The organism is Pseudomonas sp. GW821-FHT03C07 (genome assembly GCF_059420925.1).
Window position 1 is genome coordinate 708,647 of the sequence record NZ_JBWKUQ010000001.1, and the last position, 20,718, is coordinate 729,364.

Genomic DNA, 20,718 nt, shown 5'->3' on the forward strand with positions numbered 1-20,718 from the left:
CGTGCCAGGCCGACCTGATACTTGCTCCGGTTACGAGCAATGTCCAGCTCATTTGTACGCCTGAACCATGGAAGACGCTGTTTTCCTTTGCTCCTAGCCTAAGGCCACAACCCATCGCTACAAAGGCAACGAGTCATCATGAATCTAGAGAATCTGGGCGTCAGGAAGTACTGCACCTTTATCGAGGAAACCTTTATCGAGGGCGGCAAGGACGCCGGCAAACCAATCACCCTGATCGTCGTCGCCGCCGTGCTGAAAAACCCTTGGGCCGGCCAGGGCTTCGTCGAAAACCTGCGTCCGGAGATCCTGCGCCTCGCGCCGGGCCTGGGCTACGAAATGACACGCCGCCTGATCGCGCTGATGCCCGGCGACCAGGTCGAAGCCTTCGGCAAGGCCGCCGCTGTCGGGGTCAACGGTGAAATCGAGCACGCCTCGGGCCTGATCCACACCCTGCGCTTCGGCAACCTGTTCCGCGAAGCCGTGGACGGCACCGCCTACCTGAGCTTCACCAACACCCGCAATGCACCCGGGGCCCTGCTCTCCCTGCCGATGGTGCACAAAAGCGAAACCGGCAAGCGCTCGCACTTCCTCACCGCCAATTTCCAGATCGCCGATGCCCCGGGGCCGGACGAAGTGCTGATCGCTATCGGCGCCGCCGACGGCTCGCGCCCTCACCCGCGCATCGCCGACCGCTATCAGGACATGGCGGAAATGGAAGCCGAGCGAACTAAGGACTGATCACTGCTTTGAACCGCAGCAAAACTTTTGCTGCGGTTGCTCCCGATCGATGCAAGCCCAAGCGTTTTGTTCCCCGTAGGCTTGCTTTAAACCACAAAAGAAACACGCCTTGAACACAGGAGTACTCCGATGCCGAGCACCATGGTCAGTGCCAACGTAGCAGCCGTCGATCCGGGCGCCTTGCGTCAGGCTTTCGGCACCTTCGTGACCGGAGTGACGGTCATCACCACCCATGATGCCGACGGCAATCCACGGGGCATGACGGCCAACTCGTTCACCTCGGTGTCCCTCGACCCGCCGCTACTGTTGGTGTGCGTCGGCAAATCCGCCGCCAGCTACACCTCGTTCGCCAGCACCGAGCACTTCGCCGTCAACCTGCTGCACGAAGGCCAGGTCGATGTCTCCGGGACATTTGCCTCCAAGTCGCCGGACAAATTCCATACCGTCAATCACGACAAGGTCCACACCGGCGCACCGATCCTCACAGACAGCCTGACCTGGTTCGACTGCACCGTGGACCAGCGCATCGATGCCGGCGACCACCTGGTGCTGATCGGCCAGGTCCGCGCCTTCGGCACCAGCCCCAAGCTGCCGCTGTGTTTCTGCCGCGGTCGCTACGCCAACATCCAGGACGCGCTGCCGGCCAGTTGGCTGGCCTCGCACAAGATGATCATCGGTTACCTGATCGAAGCCGGCGACGCGATTCTGTTCCGCGCCGATGGCAAGGGTGGCTGGACCCTGCCCGTGGCCGGCAAGCGCAAGGGCTTTATCGATGCGGGCCAGACCGCGCTGTCGATCGAGCTGGAATCGACCTTCCTGTACTCGGTGTTCGACGTCGATGACACCGATCCCGGTTTCCTGATCTACCGCGCGCAACTCGACAACCTCGACCCCGACCTCGAGTTGCCCGACACCCTGCGTTTCTTCCCACTGGACGACTTGCCCATCGAACAGATGCCGGTCAACGAACTGCGCTCGGTGGTGCGCCGCTATGCCCGTGAACGCAAGAACCAGCAGTTCGGCATCTACACCGGCTCCGCCGACAGCGGCCGGGTGGAGATGATCGAGAACGCCATGCCGCCGCAACCCGCGCTGGCCCACGAATCCCTTTGATCCATACGCACAGGACGCCTGCATGAAAACCACGGTCAGTGCCCTTGAGGGCAATCGCCTCAACCTGTTTATCGACGGCCGCTTCGTCGCCCCCGACAGCGCCACTTACTTCGACAGCTTCGACCCCACTACCGGCCAATCCTGGTACCAATTTGCCCAGGCCGATGCCGCCGACGTAGCCCGTGCCGTCGCTTCGGCCCACAAGACTTTCAACGACCCGCAATGGCGCAACATGACGCCCACTGCACGCGGCAAATTGCTCTATCGCCTGGCGCAACTGGTGGCCGAACACGCCGAAGAACTGGCCCTACTGGAAACCCGCGACAACGGCAAGCTGCTGCGCGAGATGCGCGCCCAGATGAGCGCCCTGCCCGACGCCTACATCTACTTCGCGGGCATGGCCGACAAGCTGCAAGGCGACGTAATCCCGGTCAACAAGCTCAACCAGCTCAACTACAGCAGCCGTGAACCCCTCGGCGTGGTCGGCATGATCACCCCATGGAACTCGCCGCTGATGCTGCTCACCGGGACCCTTGCGCCCTGCCTGGCCATCGGCAACACCGTGGTGATCAAACCGTCGGAGCACGCCAGCGCCTCTACCCTGGCCCTGGCCGAATTGATCATCGAGGCCGGCTTCCCAGCCGGTGTGGTCAACGTCGTCACCGGCAATGGCGCGGTCACCGGCGATGCCCTGACCCGTCATCCGGACATCGCCAAATACGTGTTCACCGGCAGCACCGAAACCGGTCGGCGGATCGCTGGCAACGCCGCCAACAACCTGGTTCCGTGCCAGATGGAATTGGGCGGCAAGTCACCGCATGTGGTGTTTGCCGATGTGGATATCGACAAGGCCGTGAATGGCGTGGTCTCCGGCATCTTCGCCGCCGCCGGGCAAAGCTGCGTCGCCGGTTCGCGCTGCTTCGTCGAAGCGCCGATCTACGACAGGTTCGTCGAAGCCCTCGTCGCACGCACACAACGCATCACCGTTGGCCATCCGATGGAAGAACACACCGACATCGGCCCATTGGCGCTGCAAGCCCAACTGCAAAAACTCGAAGGCTACATCGCCAGCGGCGCCAAACAGGGCGCGCAGATCTCCATCGGCGGCAAGCGCCCCAACGCCGCTAACCTGTCCGAAGGCTGGTACTTCGAACCAACCGTAATGGCCAACGCCACCAATGACATGCCCTTCATGCGCGACGAATTGTTCGGCCCGGTGGTCGGCGTGATGCCCTTCACCTCGGAAGAACAAATGCTCAGCCTGGCCAACGACACGCACTACGGCCTGGCCTCGGGCATCTGGACCCAGAACATCGACCGTGCCATGCGTTTTGCCAGCCGGATCGACGCCGGCACGGTGTGGATCAACACCTACCGCAGTTCGGCCTACATGTCCGCCAATGGCGGCTTCAAGCACAGCGGTTATGGCCGTCGCGGCGGCTTCGATGTGATGCGCGAGTTTTCCCGGGCCAAGAACGTGGTCATCGACTACTCCGGCGAGATGCAAGACCCCTTCGTCATTCGCCTGCGTTGATCAAGTCATTAAGGAGCATCTTATGAAATTTGCCGTATCCCTGAGCATGGAACGCTTTTCCCCTGACGTGCCCATGCAGACCGTCATGGCCAACCTGCTGGAACTGGCGAAGATCGCCGATGAAGGCGGCTTCGAAACCCTGTGGACCTCGGAGCATCACACCCTCGAATGCACCATCGCGCCCAACCCGTTCCAGACCCTGGTCTGGCTCGGCCAGCACACCGAGCGCATTCGCCTGGGCACCGCGACGCTGGCCGCTGCTTATTGGCACCCGATCCGCCTGGCGGGCGAAGCGGCTTTGTGCGATCACCTGACCAACGGACGCCTTGAGTTCGGTATTGCCCGGGGTTCCTACCAGTATGAATTCGACCGCATGACCCCCGGCCTGCAACAGCAGGAAGGCGTGGGTTACATGAAAGAACTGGTGCCGGCGGTGCAAAAGCTTTGGTCCGGGGATTACGCCCATGACGGCCACTACTGGAAATTCCCGCTGACGGCAGCGGTGCCCAAACCCCTGCAACAGGATCACCCACGCATCTGGGTCGCGGCACGGGATCCAGGTACCTTCGACTGGGCGGTGAGCATCGGCGCGAACATCCTCTCCACCCCTCTCTCGTTACCGGCCGCGGAAATCGCCGTACTCGGAGAGAAATTCAACAAGGCCGTGGCCGATCACCCCGAAGTGCCGCAACCACGTTTCATGATGCAGCGCCGCACCTGCGTCTACGCCAACGCCAGCGATTGGGAGCGTCCGGTCAAGCACAGCATGGACTTTGGCCGCGCCTTCGAAAACCTGATGCAGAACATCGGCACCGTGCACAACGGCTTCCCCGAGCCGGTGCCATTTGAAAGCGTCAAAGGCAAGGACAACTACAACCCGGAAAACATTCGGCGCAACCTGATGTTCGGCACCCCGGAAGAAATCATCGAGAAACTGCTCGATTACGAAGCCGCCGGCGTCGACCAGTATTGCCTGGGCCTGACTTTCAACCTGCCGTTCGAATTGCAGAAACAGACCCTGCGCCTGTTTATCGATGAAGTGATGCCGGTGTTCGCCGAACGCGAACGCGCCAAACGTTGCGAACAGGTTGCGGGGTAAGCGCCATGAGCGACGCACAACGTTTCAGCGTGGCCAACGTGACGCTCAACTATCGCATCGATGGCCGGGGGCCGCGCGCGCTGGTGTGCATCCATGGCGTCGGTTCAAGCCTTGAGGCTTGGACCGAAGTGGTGAAAGGTTTGAAAGACCAGTTCACCGTATTGACCTTCGACCTGCGCGGTCATGGCCAGTCGTCGCACACCCAGGGCCGTTATGAAATCGATCATCTGGTGGGCGAAGCCCTGGCCCTGGCCGACCATGTCGGTTTCGACCGCTTCGACTTGGCCGGTTTCTCGTTGGGCGGGTTGATTGCCCAGCGCATGGCCCTGACCCACCCGGCCCGCATCCGCCGCCTGGTGTTGCTGTCGACCGTCGCCGGACGTAACGCTCAAGAGCGTGAGCGGGTGCAGGAGCGTTTGGCGGCGTTGCAGGCCGGCGCACCGGTCGCCCACTACGAAGCGTCGTTGTCGCGCTGGCTGACCGAAGACTTTCAGGCGCGTCATCCCGACGTCGTCAGCCGTTTGCGCGAGCAAAACGCCGCCAACGATCCGGGCTGTTACGCAGCGGCTTATCGGGTACTGGCGGAGTCGGACTTCGGTGAACAGCTCGCGCAGATCCGCTGCCCGACGCTGATCGCCACGGGCGCCGAGGACTCGGGATCCAACCCGCGAATGGCCGACCTGATGCACGAACGCATTCAGGGTTCACAGCTGAAGATACTGCCGGGATTGCGGCACTGCATCCTGATCGAAGCGCCACTGCAGGTGGCAGCACTCATGCGCGATTTTCTGACTGATTCGGAGACACACCATGGATAAATCATTACAGGCCCAAGGCGAAACCGTTCGCCGCCAAGTTCTGGGCAACGCTTATGTCGATCAGGCCCTGGGCAAGGCCGATGATTTTTCCCGCCCCTTCCAGGACGTGCTCAACGAGTATTGCTGGGGCATGGTCTGGACCGACGACGCCCTCGATCTCAAGCAACGCAGTTTGCTGAACCTGGGCATGCTCGCGGCGCTGGGGCGGATGGACGAGTTCGGCCCCCACTTCTGCGGGGCAATACGCAACGGCCTCAGTGACGACGAACTGCGTGCCGCCCTTACACAGATCGCGGTGTACTGCGGCGTCCCGGCGGGTGTCGAAGCCTTCCGCATCGCCCGCAAAGCACGGGAAAGCATGAGCCAGGACGAACGGCCATGATTTGGCAACCGACTGGCGTCTCGGCGTTGCACTCGCCACGCCGCTCATGCTGTAAGTGCCATTGAACAACAAGAAGTTTTTGAGACTGCACCCTTGCGTGACTGAATGACCTTTAACTGCCAGTAGCCCAAAAATTTCTATACATGAAGTTTTCCGCAGATTGAAAAATAACAATTGGAGGCAATTGGTGAGCGAACGACTGAAGATTGAGAACCTCTACAAGGTCTTTTCCTCGGCGCCAGAGAGGGCCATGCAGCTCTTAACGGCCGGGGCCAGCAAAGACCGGATCCTGGCCGAGACGGCGACAGTGGTCGGCCTCAATAACGTATCGCTGTCCATTCCCAGTGGCGCGATCTACATGATCATGGGCCTGTCCGGCTCGGGCAAATCAACCCTGGCGCGGTGCATCAATCGCTTGAACGAACCGACGGCGGGCAAGATCCTGCTCGACGGCCAGGACCTGGTGACCCTCAACGAAAGCCAGTTACGCGAAGTGCGCCGAACGCGCATCTCCATGGTGTTCCAGCACTTCGCCCTGCTGCCGAACAAAACCGTGATCGAGAACACTGAATTCGGCCTCAAGCTGCGGGGCGTGCCGCTGGCCCAGCGCCGCAAGCGCGCCGAAGAAGTGCTGGCAGTCGTGGGCCTGGCCAAGTGGGCCGATCACCATCCCCACGAACTGTCCGGCGGCATGCGCCAGCGGGTCGGCCTGGCCCGTGCCCTGACCACCGACGCTGACGTGTTGATCATGGACGAAGCCTTCAGCGCCCTCGATCCGCTGATCCGCACCGAGATGCAGGACGAGTTGCTGCGCCTGCAACGCACCCTGAAGAAAACCATTCTGTTCATCACCCATGACTTCCAGGAAGCCCTCAAGCTGGGTACGCGCATCGCGATCATGGCCGACGGCCAAGTGGTGCGCGAGGGCACGCCCCAGGAAATCGTTATGGATCCGGGCAGCGATTATGTCGCGGCGTTCACTCGGGATGTGGACCGTTCACGGTTGTTCGATGCCCTGTCGATCATGCAAACCGCCGGCACCTTGCTGGTCCAGGGCGACACCCGGGTGGTCGGCAATGACAGCGCCGGTGCGTTCGTCCTCAACGTTAGCGGCAAAGCGGTCGGCGTGCTCGATTCCGCCGCATTGCTGGCCGTCGGTGGCGGCGCCGATGCGCTGCAACGCCTGTCGCCGCAGTTTGTCAGCGTGCCGGGCAACGCCAAATTGGTGGAAGTGGCGCGCCTACTCAAGCCGGGCCTGCTGGTGGCCGTGGTCGACGGCGAGGGGCTGTTTATCGGCACCCTGAGCAGCGCCCACATTCTCGATTGCATTGCCAGCGTCGCGTCCCATCGCCCGAGCGCTGCGGAGGTTGCATATCATGCTTAGTTCAGAAGACATCGCGGTTTTCCCCGTGGACCAATGGATCAGCCAGGGCGTCGAGTGGCTGGGCATTCATTTGCGGCCGATGTTCCTGGCGATTCGCTGGCCGGTGGAGCACTTGCTGGCGTTGAGCGACTCGCTGATCCACGCCATTCCCTTCCCGATCATGGTGCTGCTCATGTTCCTCGTGGCCTACCGTGCCGCGAGCCTGGGGGTGGCGCTGTTCAGTGCTGCGGCGCTGGTGGCGATTGCCGTGCTGGGTGTCTGGGACGAGGCCATGACCACCTTGTCGCTGATCACCACGGCGATTGTGATCTGCATGGTCGTCGGGATTCCCATGGGCATCTGGTGCGCCCGCAGCGAACGGGTCTGGCAGGCGATGCGGCCGATCCTCGACATCATGCAGACCACACCGACCTTCGTGTACCTGGTGCCGGTGGTGATGCTGTTCGGCGTCGGCACGGTGTCGGGTGAAGTGGCGGTGGTGATTTCCGCCTGCCCACCGCTGATTCGCTTCACCTACCTGGGCATCCGCATGGTGGACACCGAACTGGTGGAAGCCGGCCACGCCTTTGGTGCGGACCGCCGACAAATGCTCTGGGAAATCCAGCTGCCCCTGGCGATCCCGACCATCCTCGGCGGCCTCAATCAGACCGTGCTCACGGCCATGGTGATGTCGGTGGTGGTGGCGATGATCGGCGCCGAAGGTCTAGGCCTGGTGGTGTTGCAGGGCCTCGGGCGCATGGACGTTGGCCGCGCCGCCGTGGGCGGGATCGCCATTGTGTTGCTGGCGATGATGCTCGACCGGATCACCCAGAAACTCGCGCAACCGTCCGTGCGTAAACGCAAGTCGCTGTTCAAGCGCCTACTCAATCCCCGACCGGTAAACGCATAACAACAAAGAAATCCTAAATGCCCGTTGTTGACTGCCAACCCTTAACCATAACGAGAAAAAAAGAGGAAATTATGATGCGTCCATTCAAAGCCTTGCTTGGATTTGCAGCAACGTTGTCCCTGGTTGGTCTGGCCTGCACGCAAGTGATGGCCGACGACCTGCCCGGCAAAGGCAAGACCATTCGCTTTGTGCAGTCGGAAAGCACCGGCGGTAACTACGTCATCACCAAAATCGCCATCGAAGCCAGCAAGCGCCTGGGTTATGCGACCAAGTTGAGCACGGTCAACACCACGCTGTTTTTCCCAGCGGCGGCCCAGGGCGACTTGGACCTGTCGATGGACGTGACCCTGCCCCAGCTGCAACCCAGCTTTGACAAGGTCAAGGATCGCACCGAAGTAGTGGGCGGCGGTTCTATCACCGGCGCCGGCTACAACGGCTACATGATCGACAAGAAAACCGCCGACGCTTACCACATCACCAGTCTGGATCAGCTCAAGGACCCGAAGATCGCGGGGCTGTTCGGCAAGAACGGCAAGGCTGACCTAATTAGCTGCGACCCAGGTTGGGGCTGCGGCGATGTGGTCGACTATCAACTCGACAAGTTCGGCCTCAAGGCCACCGTCAACCCTGTGCGCGGCAAATATGAGGCGCTGATGTTCGAAAACGTCGCGCGCCTGAAACGCGGCGAGCCGGTGTTTTTCTATGCCTGGGCACCGTCATGGATGACCAACACCATGGTGCCGGGCAAGGACGTGGTCTGGCTGCCGACACCGTTCGATGCCCTGCCGGGCAATGTGCCGAGCAGCGTTTCGGCGTTGACCCCAGGGGTGACCGGTTGCGCCGGCGGTGCAGATCCTTGCCGCATGGCCATGGCCGCGTGGAACTGGTACGCCATCGGCAACAAGCAATTTGTCGCGGCCAACCCGGCCATCAAGGCGCTGGTGGAGCAGATGACGTTTCCCCAGGCCACCTGGAGCTATTGGGAAAAAACCATCAGCCAGGACGGCTCCAGCGAACGTAACATCCGCAAGCTGGCGGATGACTGGATGAGTGAAAACAAGGCAACGATGGATGGCTGGGTGGCCACGGCCAAAGCCGCTCAGTAACGCCGCAGACTTTGCGCTGAGCGGGTTTGCCCGCTCACCGCAAAAACCGCTGTTTGACGGCCTGTAATCAGAAAAAACCCGCTGCCGTCCCCCCGCCAAAACTCCAGTTACCGTTCCCGCCCTGCCCTAGCATGAGTCCTACCCAGACAAGTTGGAGTGAACGCAATGAGCTACAGACACCCGCTGCTGTTCAAGGCCCTGTGCTACGTCGACGGGCATTGGGTCCACAGTGACAGCGGTCGCAGCATCGCCGTGCACAACCCGGCAAACCATGAATTGATTGGCCATGTGCCGTTGCTCGATCAACCGCAGATTGTCGCGGCAGTCGATGCGGCGCACCGGGCCTTTGCAGGCTGGCGCGAACTGAGCCTGGAAGCCCGCGCCACGATTCTGCGACGCTGGGCCGCGTTGATCCTTGAGCACCAGGAAGATCTCGCGCGCATTGTCAGCCAAGAACAAGGCAAACCCCTGGCCGAGTCCCGTGGTGAAATCGCCTATGCCGCGAGCTTCATCCCCTGGTTCGCCGAAGAAGCGCGACGCCTCTACGGCCAGAATATTCCCAGCCATATTCCCGGTGCGCACCTGGGCACCGTCAAGGAACCCGTCGGCGTCTGTGCACTGCTCACACCGTGGAACTTTCCCTCGGCAATGATCACCCGCAAAGCCGCTGCCGCCCTCGCCGCCGGTTGCACCGTGGTGATCAAGCCGGCCCATGAAACGCCGTATTCGGCGCTGGCCCTGGCGCAACTGGCGGAAGAAGCCGGGTTCCCGGCGGGCGTGTTCAACGTGGTGCTGGGCGAACCGCAGATGGCCATGCAAACCTTGGTTCAGGACAGCCGCGTGCGCTCGGTCAGCTTCACCGGCTCGACCCGGGTCGGCAAGTTGGTACTGCAAGCAGCTGCCCAGGACGTGAAGAAGGTCGCGCTGGAATTGGGCGGCAATGCGCCGTTCATTGTCTGCGCCGATGCCGACTTGGAACTGGCGGTGAAGGTCGCGGTGGAAGCCAAATTCCAGACTTCCGGCCAGGATTGCTGCGCGGCCAACCGGATCATGGTCGAGCGCTCGATTTACCCGGCGTTCCTCAGTCGTTTCGCCGCCGCCGTGCGTGAGCTGCGGGTCGGCCCGGCGCTGATCGGCGAGCAGGAACAACAGGTCGATATCGGCCCGCTGATGCACCAGGCCGCTTTTGACGTGACCGCCGAACGTGTGGCCGATGCACTCAAGCTGGGCGCGCAACGCCTGGTGGGCGGCGAGGCTCACGCCTTGGGTGGCTTGTTTTACCAGCCGACCGTGCTGGCGGATGTCACGCCGCCAATGCGCATCTACCGTGAAGAAAATTTCGCGCCGATTGCAGGGGTGATGCCGTTCGACACACTGGAGCAAGCCATCGAAATGGCCAACGACACCGAATACGGTCTGGCGGCCTACATTTGTTCCAACCGCCTGGACCTGATCTACCCCCTGATTCGCCGCCTCGACCACGCCATGATCGCGGTCAACGGCGTCAAGTTCACCGGCCACCCGATCCCGTTCGGTGGCATGAAAGCCTCGGGGCTGGGCCGCGAAGGCGGCACCGAGGGCTTCGAAGCCTTTGTCGAAACCAAATACTTTTGCCTGCACCATCAAGGCCAGTTCTAAGGAGACTTATCATGACCCAAGAATTCGACACGCTGTTTGAGCAAGACCGCGCACACTTCATGCACCCTTCGACCCACGCCCATGACCACGCCAGCGGCGCGCTCAAGGGACGCATCATCCAGAGCGCCTCGGGCATCCGCATCCGTGATCATGAAGGCCGCGAATTCATCGACGCCTTTGCCGGTCTGTACTGCGTGAACATCGGCTACGGCCGCACCGAAGTGGCCGACGCGATCTACAGGCAAGCCAAGGAACTGGCCTACTACCACACCTATGTCGGTCACTCGACCGAGGCGATCATCGAGCTGTCGAGTCGAATCATGGACTGGGCGCCCGAGGGCATGAAAAAGGTCTATTACGGCCTGTCCGGTTCCGACGCCAACGAAACCCAGATCAAACTGGTGCGCTACTACAACAACGTGTTGGGTCGTCCGCAGAAAAAGAAAATCATCTCCCGCGATCGGGGTTACCACGGCTCGGGCATCATGACCGGCAGCCTCACCGGATTGCCGACGTTTCATCAGCATTTCGACCTGCCGGAGCAAGGCGTCAAACACACTATTTGCCCACATTGGTACCGCAAAGCCCCCGCCGGTATGGACGAGGCCGCCTTTGTCCGTTATTGCGCCGACGAGCTGGAGAAAATGATTCTCGCCGAAGGCCCCGATACCGTCGCCGCGTTCATTGGCGAACCGGTCATGGGCACCGGCGGCATCGTGGTTCCTCCTGCCGGTTACTGGGCGGCGATTCAGGCGGTATTGAATAAATACGATGTGTTGCTGATCGCCGACGAAGTGGTCTGCGCGTTCGGCCGCTTGGGTTCGAAAATGGGCAGTCAGCGTTACAGCATGCGTCCGGACCTGATCACCACGGCCAAAGGCCTGACCAGCGCCTACGCGCCGTTGTCGGCGGTGATCGTCGGCGAGAAAGTCTGGGACGTCATCGAAAAGGCATCCGAATCCCAAGGCGCCATGGGTCATGGCTGGACCTATTCCGGGCATCCGCTTTGCGCGGCGGCGGCCCTGGCCAACCTGGATATCCTCGAACGAGAAAACCTCACGGCCAACGCCGATAAAGTCGGCAGCTACCTCAATCGCCGCTTGCGTGAAACCCTCGAAGGGCATCCTCTGGTGGGCGAAGTGCGTGGCGACGGCATGCTGGCAGCGGTCGAGTTCATGGCGGATCGTGAGCAGCGCACGCCGTTCGATGCCGCGCTGAAGGTTGGCCCGAAAGTCTCGGCGGCATGTCTCGAACTCGGCATGATCGCCCGGGCGATGCCCCATGGCGACATTCTCGGCTTCGCCCCGCCGTTGATCCTGACCGAGGCAGAGGCCGACCTGATCGTCGACATCACCAAACGTGCGGTCGATCAAGTAGCCAGTGAAGTGCTGGTCTGAGTCTCCCAAGGCGCTGAGCGTTTTAAAGAAACGGCGAAACCCCGGATAGCCGGGATTTCGCCGTTTGAAGCAGCCGTTGCGAGAGCGTTGCAGTCGGCCTGACACTCACCCCTGCGCTTTCGGAGTTCGTTCACGATGCACAAGTTAGACCGCTATGACCTGAACATCCTGCGGATCCTCTCCGAGGACGGGCGTATCACCAAGTCGAATCTGGCAGAGGCCATCAACCTGTCGGTGACACCGACCTGGGAGCGAGTGCGCAAGCTGGAAAGCGCGGGCCTGGTGAAGGGTTACCGCGCCTTGATCGACTGGAACCAGGTATTCAAAAGACAACGGTTGCTGGTGGAAATTACCTTGGCCCGGCACACGGCATCCGACATGCGCCGGTTCGAACAGCGCATGAGCGCTGCGGACGAAGTGGAGTTCTGCTACGCCACTGGAGGCGGTGTGGATTACATTGCAATGATCCAGGCGCCGGACATTGATCAGTACCAGCGTTTTATTGATCAGTTACTACTGGAAGACCTGGGAATCGAGCGCTATTTCACCTATATCGTCACCAAGACCATCAAAACCGGCGGGGCGCTGCCGCTCCAGGCGTTGAAAGTGTTATCTCTCGCAGACTAATGCTAGGCGACAGGTCAACCCTACCGCCTCCGCAACTTATTAAAGCGCTTGGCTTCATGCAAGTTACTGTGATCTGGTTTCTGAGCCTGGTCGCCAATAGAATTAACCGGCTCCTATGCACGTGGAGATGAAGCAAATCACAAGAGCAAATCCCACTTTAAATCACCTAAACTATTCTTGACTTCTATTTCGCACACTATGTTTTTGGTTATCATCATCGACTTGGTCTATACCTATTAAATCGGCAACCGCAGCCCCAGTCTCGACCCGAGACAGCCAGTCCAGCGTTGCTTGCTTGATCAACCAGTGCGGGGTTCGGCCGATAGAAGTAGCTGCTACTTTTAGCCGTTCAATATCCTTAATTTTTAGTTTTACTCCTAGGCTCTGTACAAAAAATGATGCCGTAAACACCGCATGGCACAGGCTAGGGAGAGCATTGCCGCGTAGCTTTTTGCGAGCTTGTCGAAGCGTGTCACGATTCGACGGCTTTCCTTCAGCCATCCAAACATACGCTCGATGATGTTGCGCTGACGGTACTTGGGTCTATCAAACAATCTCGGCAAACCCGGTTTGGGCTTGCGCTTCATGATGCGCAACGGAATCACAGACTGCATCCGATAACGATCACAGTATCGACGTAATGCCTCGGCGTCGTACCCCTTATCGGCAAGCAACCAACGACAGCGCGTGCGGGGGCGACCGCGCCGGCCAGGAATACTGGCGCCGTCGAGCAATGGTTCAGCATAGGTAATGTCGCTCGCGTGTCCGCCTGATAGTAGGAAATGCAACGGCACGCCATTGGCGTCGCTCAGCATGTGGATCTTGGTCGTCAGTCCCCCACGGCTGCGGCCAAGCGCATGCTCATCAGGCTCATCAAGCCCCCTTTTTTTCCCGCACCGGACGAGGCTCGGGTTGCGCGTACTGCAGTCGAATCGATCATCCACGTTTGCAAATCGATCAGGCCCTGTTCATTCAGCCTGAGATGTAATCGCTTGAGCATTTTGTCGAACGCTCCTCGGTTGCGCCAATCTCGAAACCGCTGATAAACCGTTGACCAAGGGCCCAAACATTCAGGCATATCTCGCCAGGGCGCCCCGGAGCGGAGGATCCAGAGGATACCGTCGAGCATTAGCCGATCATCAACACGAGGCCGACCTCTGTGGCGCCCCTCAGTGAAAAGATCCGCGACCAGATCCCAGGCTTCATCAGAGATTTCATAACGCTTTGCCATCACAGGATTCCTTTCCTTGAATAGCCGCCAACTCTACAAAATCTCAATGCCATAGGGGGCGTGGGGCGGTTTCCTCGAATTTCGTACAGAACCTAATCTTTTGGTGGGACCCCGCCTCCGTTACATTGAGCGGACGCCCAAGTTGTAACGGTAACAATCGACCCATAGCTGCCTGTTGCATCAGGCAGAAAACGGCCAGAAGCAGCCTCTGACCTTTGGCCCGCTTCGAATCGATTGTTTTCAAATGGCCAGCGGGGCGGGTAGAGTGTCGCCCCCCGGAATTGGATCCTGGGATTTCTGCCATGGAGTTGTTCAGTGAAGTACCTCAGTAAAGTTGTAGCCGGTGGTGTTTTCGGCCTGATTCTGGCGGGTTGCACCGGAGCCCCGATAACCTCGCCGCACTATGACAGCAGCCAATACACCGTGGTGGGTCACAGCGAAGCAACCGCCACTGGCCTGATGTTGTTCGGTGTGATTCCGATCCGCCAGAACAGCCGTTTCGTCCGCGCCCAGAACGCTGCAATCGAGGCCAAGGGGGGCGATGCGATGATCAATACGCAAGTGCAGGAAAATTGGTTCTGGGCCTGGGTCCTGAGCGGCTACACCACCAAAGTCTCCGGTGATGTAATCAAGCTGAAAAACGTGCAGTAACTATCGCCCTGGCGGGTTCTGCTGGATCAAGATCGGTGCTGTCTCGACGCAGTTCATCATGCACTGGAACAGCCTTTGATCATCAGACTACCCATTAGCTCGAGCGACGCTACACGACGCAATCGGCCAGATCCCACGAAATCGCTCTCTTCCGAGTGACTGGCCGCTTGCGGCCGATGCTGTTGAAAAACAGTCGGCCCCCATTTCTGCGGCCGAGCGACTTTTTCAACAGAGTCGGCCGTTTTCTGCCAGCGGCAACCGACCCACAGTGGACTAACAATTTTGCCAGCGATCCCCTCGCTCGGATCGCTATACCCCGCGAGAAATTTGGCACTATTGACTCGACCAGTCCCCCTCACGTGCTAGGTGTTTAGCCGTCCAGTCATATGCGGTGAGGCCTCTCAGCTGGGAACGTCAGGGGCTGGGCGTAATGGAACGTTCGTCGGAGGGAAGGTAAGCCGATCCTCGTCCAAAGCTCGTAGTGGTAGATCACCATCCAGGTGAAATTCGTCAAGCTGTGGAGGTGCAACACGGGTGCCGGACAGCATCGCGTGAACTTGTCCCCGATGATGGATCTGATGCTGGAATAGGTGCAGCAGTAGGCGGTCGACCCGCTCCAGTACTATGCCCTCCGCCCGCACAACCTCTGCTTGGCGACCCAATGAGTTCTCATCCAACCGTTCGCAATAAGCTATCAGTCGGATGTCTATCGCCGATTGAAGCTGCGCTATCTGATGAATCGATAAATCTGAAGGGAGTTCCTTACGTTGTCCTTCCAGATCAAGCTCCAGTGCTGCGAGGTAGAACTGATCCACGTCCAATATATGCAACAGCGTTCGTTCGATAGAGGGAAAGAAGCTCGTTCGTGCAGCCACGTACTCCTCGTGGCTTAACGCGAAGCATGCGGAAAGCAATCGCCGGTTCGACCACTGGTTGTTTTGTGCCTGCGCCAGGAAGCTGTTCATTGGGAATGGCCTAAAGGTTTGCTTGAGTCACAAGGATAGTGGATAGCGCATCCCTGATTGGTGTGACTACTCTGCTGGTCTCGTTCGCCAGGGTCCGGGCGCAGCGGTCAGGCGGTTCAGGAAGGCGGATATGGAAGTCCACTTTGCACGACTGGGAACATACTGGCTCATCGTACACTTCAATACGATCTCGACCGGCTGTACGCGAGGTTTCGGTGGTTCAGAGTGTTTGCTTCTGGCCGCCACTGTTCAGAAACTGATTTCCAGAGCAGACAGTCCGTACGTCTCCAGGTAGCGACCAGCTAGCGGTCTCTTTCACCTGTGGTGATCGACCATATGCCCAGTGGCACTCGCGGCCTCTCACCGAAGCAATTTCAGTGGCAGGCAAGAGAACTCTCTTTCCCTTGAGTGAAATTTCCTAGAAAATCCTGACCGCTTGTTTGCGCCTGATCTCGCGGCTAGGCTTCGACTCGTCACTGCTCATCAGTGATCGGGTTTAGTAGCCCGCCGTTTGACTAGGCGCAAAGTGCCCCCTTCAGCAAGGCGATGTCTTTCGACCTGCGCTTTATGGTGGCCGTGCGCAGGGCGCATTCGTGCGCGCCGGGCCTAGTCACCGGTCTACTAACCTGCGTTCGGCCGCCACCTTTAAATCGTTTAGTAGCGATGGTTGCGGCTCACTTCGTTGACTGACTTGGAGTCACGCCACATGTTCAAACCTACCCCCAATCCGCCTGCAACCTCAAACATCGAAAGCATCGACCCTCATATCGCCGACCGGGCGCTGTCTCACTACAACCTCGGTCCGAAGGCAGGTGCCAATCCAACGCCTGTCACCGTGTTGCATGATCATCTGCATGAGCCCGGGAACCAGGAAGGCGCCCTGGCCAACGTCTACTCAATTCTGCAATCCGCGGCGGCCACGGCCTATGAGCACGCCGACAACCAGACCGGTTCGAACCGCAAGGTGGCGATGGGTGTGGTGCATCTGATTGAGTTGGCACAGCTGAGGATGGACTCAGTACTGGATGGACAGGTAGTCAGCGTCAACGGCTGACCGCGTTCAAACGCTTGATGAACGGGAAGCGAGACTTCCCGTTCAATTGACTTTCAAAGCCCCACAGGCAATTGCCTGACACCTGCTCGGACCGAGACAAGAAACCCAAGGTAGTGTACGACTCAGTTGAACCACAACACCCATCAACACGAGTCGCTGACTGCACTCAATGTGGAACTGGCACGGACGGCCTTCGCGGTGGAGGAAGCAGTCGTGATGTGGCCCCCCAAACCAGCTCACCAGGGGAATCCATAGGTGGGCGTAATGTTCGAACTCCTTGAGTTTGTAAGGATCCAGAACGTATTTCAGGTAACGGGGAGTCAAGTCGCACCTCTAGCTATTGTTGGATAGCCCGGCGGCTTACACTGTCTTCGTTCGTGGCACCGCCAGAGGCCCCATCCGGACATGAATACTTGCTAGACTGTCGCGCACAGGCCCAGGGAGTGGTGAGTCATGCGTGGAGCCTTCGCTCTGATTGCGCTGTTGAGTATTTTTTGGCCTGGCTTGGTTTTTTCAGCGCTCAAGGTGGAGCAGTTGAAATCCCGTCTCTATCCGGAAAAAGCGGATGATTTTGCCACTCCTCTGATAGTCGGTACGCCAGCGAATGTCGCGCTGCGCATCAATAACTGGCTGCAATACAGTCAGTTAGGCCTGATAGATGGCAAGTACACGCGATCGCCATTTGAAAAGCAGGATCCGGAAACTGGTACCGTCGGGCTGAGTTATTCCGTTCTGGATCAAGCACCGGGCTATCTGTCGCTGGAATTGAATGACTACTATATGGGCGCTCATCCCAGTTACAGCAGTCGGCCAGTGGTCTTCGATCTTCAGAGTGGCGAGCGGATCGAACTTGTCGATCTGCTCACCCCCGCCGCCATGGGGCGCCTGGACAAGCGCATGCTCCGTGCGCGTCTGGCAGCTATCGATGAACTCCTGAAAAGGCCGGACAGGGCCGACTCTTCGCCGGGATCGGATGACGGTCATGAAGACTCTGAGACTCAGCGCAGCAGTTACAGGGAATGTCGTGTACGGATGATTCGCGGCGAGTTGACCCGTAATGATTTCTACCTGGCGGGCGGCAAACTGACCTTGCTTCAGGGGTGTGAGTTCCCCCACGTGATCCAGGCGCTGGATGACCTCATGGATTTGCCGTATAGCGAGACTTACGCCGAGCTGGCCCCCGGCCTGACTTCTTACGGTCGCTGTCTGTTGCTCTCGCACCAGACGGATTGTGACTTGAGGGCCACCACGGGCTTGCATGACGGGCTCTATGTCGGCGAGCTGGGTGACAAGCTGCCGATCAGCCTGATGATCTTCGGCGACGGGCAGCCGTTCTATTTTTACAACCGCGACAAACAGCACATTCCGCTAACACTCACCCGAATGGGCACGGGGCATATTCTACTGCGCCTTGATCCTGCCGATGGGGGATCCGGGGTGTTCGACCTCAGGGTTACGGCCGACGGGAGCCTGTCGGGCAGCTGGACCCAGGGCGGGCGCGAGAAACTCCCGGTGACACTTCACTGACTCAACCGCTGGCCGGCTGAGGCACAGCGTCCTATCGACGCGATCAACCAACGTTCTCAATAAGGAAGTCCCATGATCAGGGATTTGTCAGTCCGTCTGCCGCTTGGTCTGGCGGGGTTGCTGTTGTGCATACTGACGGGGGCCCTTGCCCACGGGGCCGAAGGTGTTGCCCAGACGCTGCCGTTTGCGCCATTGCCTTCGGTGCATATCACCGGCGACGGCGCCATGACGCCGGATGCCTCCGGGGCTTTTCAGTGGCTTGGGCAAGATGGCCGGAAGTGGTCGTCCACCGATTACCATTGTGTGGCAGCCCCCACGACGTTGGACAGTTGGAACCCCGTGACAGGCCAGTTGACGCAGCGCCCGATTGTCATGGATGGCCTTACGGAAAATGCGTTGCTGCAATGGCAGGCACGGTTGCCCACGGGCATCGTTGGGCTGTGGATCGACTCCTGCCCGGGGCGCCAGATGGCGTTGTTCGGGTTTGTCGCCAATGATGGCAAGTCGCTGGGTCATGTCATCGAATACCGCGAGTCCCAGCCGCCTTCGCAAAAGGTCGTGCTGTCCCCCTCCATGTTGGGCCACGTCTGGCGCACGGAGGCCGATCGTCATTTGCACGTAGAGACCATCAGCGTGGTCGACGGCACCCTGCAGGTGACGCAGATGCCCGAGCTCGCGGTTGCCTACCGAAACGATTATGGCCTGGCCACTGTTGGCCCAGGCAATTTGATGATTCTTGGAGGCGGCGATGACCCGTACCGTGGTTGTAATGCCTGTCGTGACCAGACCTACGTGCTCGATGTAAAGACCGGCCAATGGAGTGACGGCCCGAGAATGCTTGAGGCACGGTCCGAGCTCAATGCCACGGCCCTTGCCGATGGCGGTGTGCTTGTCTCCGGTGGCTTTACGCATTTGGCGGGGGGGAGCAACGGGTCACGGACCGTAGAGCGCCTGGACCCCGCAACGGGCCGCTTTGTCCCGGCGGCCCCCATGCCTTCTGGCAACACCGGGCATCGTGCGATGGTTTTGCCCGGCAGTGATGGCCGCCTGTTGATGATGATTGCAGGCACTAGCGGCGACATTCTGGGGTATGAACCCGAGCGTGACACGTGGCAAGTGCTGGCGTCCGGTATGAGTTCACAATACGGCGGGTGCGCCGTTTTTCCATTTCAGGCGGCTGGTCGCCTCTATGCCTGGGCTGAATCAGGCTCCTTTGAGCACTCTCAATGCCTGGGGGACCAGAGCCTTTATCCGGTTGCATTGCGCCAGACGCTCTTCCCTCGCCAGGAAGCCGTTGCGGTGCCGCCGCAGTTGTTGTCGCTGCACCGGCAAGGCGCGGTTTTTTTGCCGGCGACGGCAAGCGAGCCGGCAATGGTGATGGGCGGTTCAGGCCTGAATGTGGTTGATAGCATCGACACCTCCGGCCGTCTGGGCACGGTATCGCCCATGCAGGCCGCTCACGACAGGGGCCGGGCGTACCGCTTCAATGGCGGCGTGCTGATAATGGATGGCAACCTGGACAATTTCAGAAAAAGCGATCCCCCGCAGCATTACCTGATGGAGTGGCTTCCCCCCGGCAAGGCTGACGATCCCCCGCAATGGCAGCGCGTCGATGGCACAGCGCCCTCGGTTATCAATGCGCTGACGACCCTGGCCAACGGTAACCTGCTGGAGGTTAATGCGGCAGGCGAAATTCATGAGATCAGCCTGGATAGCAGTACTACCCCTGCATCCCTGAAGCGGGTGGCGTGGCCGGCTTTCAAGCACCTGCGCCGGCCTTCGGCCACTGACCCGATGCAGATCCGCCAGATAGGCGACGGGCGAATTGTCTTTGTCGGCGGCGAATCCCAACCGCATGGGCTGGCGCTGTTTTCGCCGGACTCCGAGCGGCCTGAGGCGGTGGATGAATTCCAGTACCTGGGGGATTTCGACAGTACCGCTACCTATGTGACATTCGACCCGCAGCATGGGCGCTGGAGCGAGTCAGCCCTCAGTGTTTTCACCCAGGCCACCTCCCTTATCCTGGCGGACGGGCGAGTCGTGCGCTTTGGGACATTGCCCCTTGCGGCAAGTGATGGCCCTTATCCGATGGAGATATCCTCCCTCGATGGTGCGCACTGGTTGCGTCAACCGAACACCGGCTTGCCTGCCTTTGGTCAGAACCGCAGGGTGCTTGCGGTGAGCGACGACCTGGTGATGAAAGGCTGGGTCGTCGAAGCCCGCGCACCGAATGGCGGGCACTACGATACCGATTGGTTTGATCCGCAGACGTTGAAATGGACCACGGTGCTCTCCGCAGTCTCCCAAGGTCTTGAGTATCAAGTGGTGAGATTGCCCAATGACCACAGTGTTGTTCTGCAGGAGGACCGATAATGAAACTCACTTTTCTGGTACTCACGGCGAGCCTGCTGGTGTGCAAGAGCGCAGTGGCCCTGGATGACGGCACCTTTTCAGGCAAGCTGGTCATGGTGGTGGGCAACGATGTGACTGAACGAGCCCCATGAAAGACAGGACACCGTTCCCCCCTTAAGATAAGGGATAGGCAAACGGGTATGTTTATGACTA

General features: G+C 59.7%; 20 protein-coding genes and 1 pseudogene. 17 read left to right on the forward strand and 4 right to left on the reverse strand.

Annotated elements, in window-relative coordinates; all coding sequences use genetic code 11:
• Positions 1–138 precede the first annotated feature (138 nt).
• The 12 genes from AC07VG_RS03120 to AC07VG_RS03175 all read left to right on the forward strand — a co-directional run bounded on the left by AC07VG_RS03120 (position 139) and on the right by AC07VG_RS03175 (position 12,725).
• Complete coding sequence (locus AC07VG_RS03120; protein WP_495003440.1) at positions 139–738, forward strand: amino acid synthesis family protein; 600 nt, start codon at positions 139–141, stop codon at positions 736–738.
• A gap of 129 nt (positions 739–867) precedes the next feature.
• Positions 868–1,851: a flavin reductase gene (locus tag AC07VG_RS03125; protein ID WP_495003439.1), complete on the forward strand. Its 984-nt coding sequence runs from the start codon at positions 868–870 to the stop codon at positions 1,849–1,851.
• A gap of 22 nt (positions 1,852–1,873) precedes the next feature.
• Complete coding sequence (locus tag AC07VG_RS03130) at positions 1,874–3,385, forward strand: aldehyde dehydrogenase (protein ID WP_495003438.1); 1,512 nt, start codon at positions 1,874–1,876, stop codon at positions 3,383–3,385.
• Positions 3,386–3,407: 22 nt separating this feature from the next.
• The gene (locus AC07VG_RS03135) at positions 3,408–4,484 is read left to right on the forward strand and encodes an LLM class flavin-dependent oxidoreductase (RefSeq protein WP_495003437.1); all 1,077 of its coding nucleotides are present in this window, start codon (positions 3,408–3,410) and stop codon (positions 4,482–4,484) included.
• 5 nt (positions 4,485–4,489) lie between these two features.
• Positions 4,490–5,302: an alpha/beta fold hydrolase gene (locus tag AC07VG_RS03140; protein ID WP_495020449.1), complete on the forward strand. Its 813-nt coding sequence runs from the start codon at positions 4,490–4,492 to the stop codon at positions 5,300–5,302.
• Complete coding sequence (locus AC07VG_RS03145; protein WP_495020450.1) at positions 5,295–5,684, forward strand: carboxymuconolactone decarboxylase family protein; 390 nt, start codon at positions 5,295–5,297, stop codon at positions 5,682–5,684. Before AC07VG_RS03140 ends, AC07VG_RS03145 begins: the two co-directional genes overlap by 8 nt.
• Positions 5,685–5,934: 250 nt before the next feature.
• Entirely contained in the window at positions 5,935–7,068 is a 1,134-nt protein-coding gene (locus AC07VG_RS03150) for a quaternary amine ABC transporter ATP-binding protein (RefSeq protein ID WP_495020451.1), read from the forward strand.
• Positions 7,061–7,957, forward strand: coding sequence for an ABC transporter permease (locus AC07VG_RS03155; RefSeq protein ID WP_495003433.1), 897 nt, complete (start codon positions 7,061–7,063; stop codon positions 7,955–7,957). The genes AC07VG_RS03150 and AC07VG_RS03155 overlap by 8 nt, the downstream gene beginning before the upstream one ends.
• 71 nt (positions 7,958–8,028) lie before the next feature.
• Positions 8,029–9,063 carry a glycine betaine/L-proline ABC transporter substrate-binding protein ProX gene (gene proX / locus AC07VG_RS03160; protein WP_495003432.1) on the forward strand — a complete coding sequence of 345 codons (1,035 nt, stop codon included), beginning with the start codon at positions 8,029–8,031 and terminating at the stop codon, positions 9,061–9,063.
• A 165-nt stretch (positions 9,064–9,228) separates the two neighbouring features.
• A complete protein-coding gene (locus AC07VG_RS03165) occupies positions 9,229–10,701 on the forward strand; it encodes an NAD-dependent succinate-semialdehyde dehydrogenase (protein ID WP_495020452.1) in 1,473 nt (490 codons plus the stop codon).
• Between the two features lie 11 nt (positions 10,702–10,712).
• Positions 10,713–12,098 (forward strand): aspartate aminotransferase family protein, encoded by a 1,386-nt coding sequence (locus AC07VG_RS03170; protein WP_495003430.1) that lies wholly within the window; start codon positions 10,713–10,715, stop codon positions 12,096–12,098.
• Between the two features lie 135 nt (positions 12,099–12,233).
• Positions 12,234–12,725 (forward strand): Lrp/AsnC family transcriptional regulator, encoded by a 492-nt coding sequence (locus tag AC07VG_RS03175; protein ID WP_495003429.1) that lies wholly within the window; start codon positions 12,234–12,236, stop codon positions 12,723–12,725.
• 171 nt (positions 12,726–12,896) lie between these two features.
• On the opposite strand, the gene AC07VG_RS03180 is transcribed toward AC07VG_RS03175, so the two are convergent.
• Together AC07VG_RS03180 and AC07VG_RS03185 are read right to left on the reverse strand one after the other, a co-directional pair.
• Positions 12,897–13,136 (reverse strand): transcriptional regulator, encoded by a 240-nt coding sequence (locus tag AC07VG_RS03180; RefSeq protein WP_495003428.1) that lies wholly within the window; start codon positions 13,134–13,136, stop codon positions 12,897–12,899.
• Positions 13,103–13,956 (reverse strand): IS5 family transposase gene (locus tag AC07VG_RS03185; protein WP_495003427.1). Its coding sequence is split into 2 segments (ribosomal slippage): positions 13,103–13,612 and positions 13,615–13,956, totalling 852 coding nucleotides; the frame shifts between segments, so codons are not numbered across the junction. Before AC07VG_RS03185 ends, AC07VG_RS03180 begins: the two co-directional genes overlap by 34 nt.
• Before the next feature lie 315 nt (positions 13,957–14,271).
• Between AC07VG_RS03185 and AC07VG_RS03190 the strand changes: the two genes are divergently transcribed.
• Positions 14,272–14,607: a hypothetical protein gene (locus AC07VG_RS03190; RefSeq protein WP_103499541.1), complete on the forward strand. Its 336-nt coding sequence runs from the start codon at positions 14,272–14,274 to the stop codon at positions 14,605–14,607.
• Between the two features lie 401 nt (positions 14,608–15,008).
• On the opposite strand, the gene AC07VG_RS03195 is transcribed toward AC07VG_RS03190, so the two are convergent.
• On the reverse strand, positions 15,009–15,572 hold the full coding sequence (locus AC07VG_RS03195) for a DinB family protein (protein ID WP_495004849.1): 564 nt from the start codon (positions 15,570–15,572) through the stop codon (positions 15,009–15,011).
• A gap of 706 nt (positions 15,573–16,278) precedes the next feature.
• Between AC07VG_RS03195 and AC07VG_RS03200 the strand changes: the two genes are divergently transcribed.
• Entirely contained in the window at positions 16,279–16,626 is a 348-nt protein-coding gene (locus AC07VG_RS03200) for a DUF6124 family protein (protein WP_495004848.1), read from the forward strand.
• A 189-nt stretch (positions 16,627–16,815) separates the two neighbouring features.
• Here AC07VG_RS03200 and AC07VG_RS03205 read toward each other — a convergent pair.
• Positions 16,816–16,950 (reverse strand): annotated as a pseudogene (locus AC07VG_RS03205) (NIPSNAP family protein); the annotation flags it as partial.
• Positions 16,951–17,079: 129 nt separating this feature from the next.
• Here AC07VG_RS03205 and AC07VG_RS03210 point away from each other — a divergent pair.
• From AC07VG_RS03210 to AC07VG_RS03220, 3 genes are all read left to right on the forward strand, one after another.
• Entirely contained in the window at positions 17,080–18,153 is a 1,074-nt protein-coding gene (locus AC07VG_RS03210) for a hypothetical protein (RefSeq protein WP_495004847.1), read from the forward strand.
• Positions 18,154–18,225: 72 nt separating this feature from the next.
• Complete coding sequence (locus AC07VG_RS03215; protein WP_495004846.1) at positions 18,226–20,526, forward strand: Kelch repeat-containing protein; 2,301 nt, start codon at positions 18,226–18,228, stop codon at positions 20,524–20,526.
• Positions 20,526–20,657 carry a hypothetical protein gene (locus tag AC07VG_RS03220; protein ID WP_495020453.1) on the forward strand — a complete coding sequence of 44 codons (132 nt, stop codon included), beginning with the start codon at positions 20,526–20,528 and terminating at the stop codon, positions 20,655–20,657. Before AC07VG_RS03215 ends, AC07VG_RS03220 begins: the two co-directional genes overlap by 1 nt.
• Positions 20,658–20,718 lie beyond the last annotated feature (61 nt).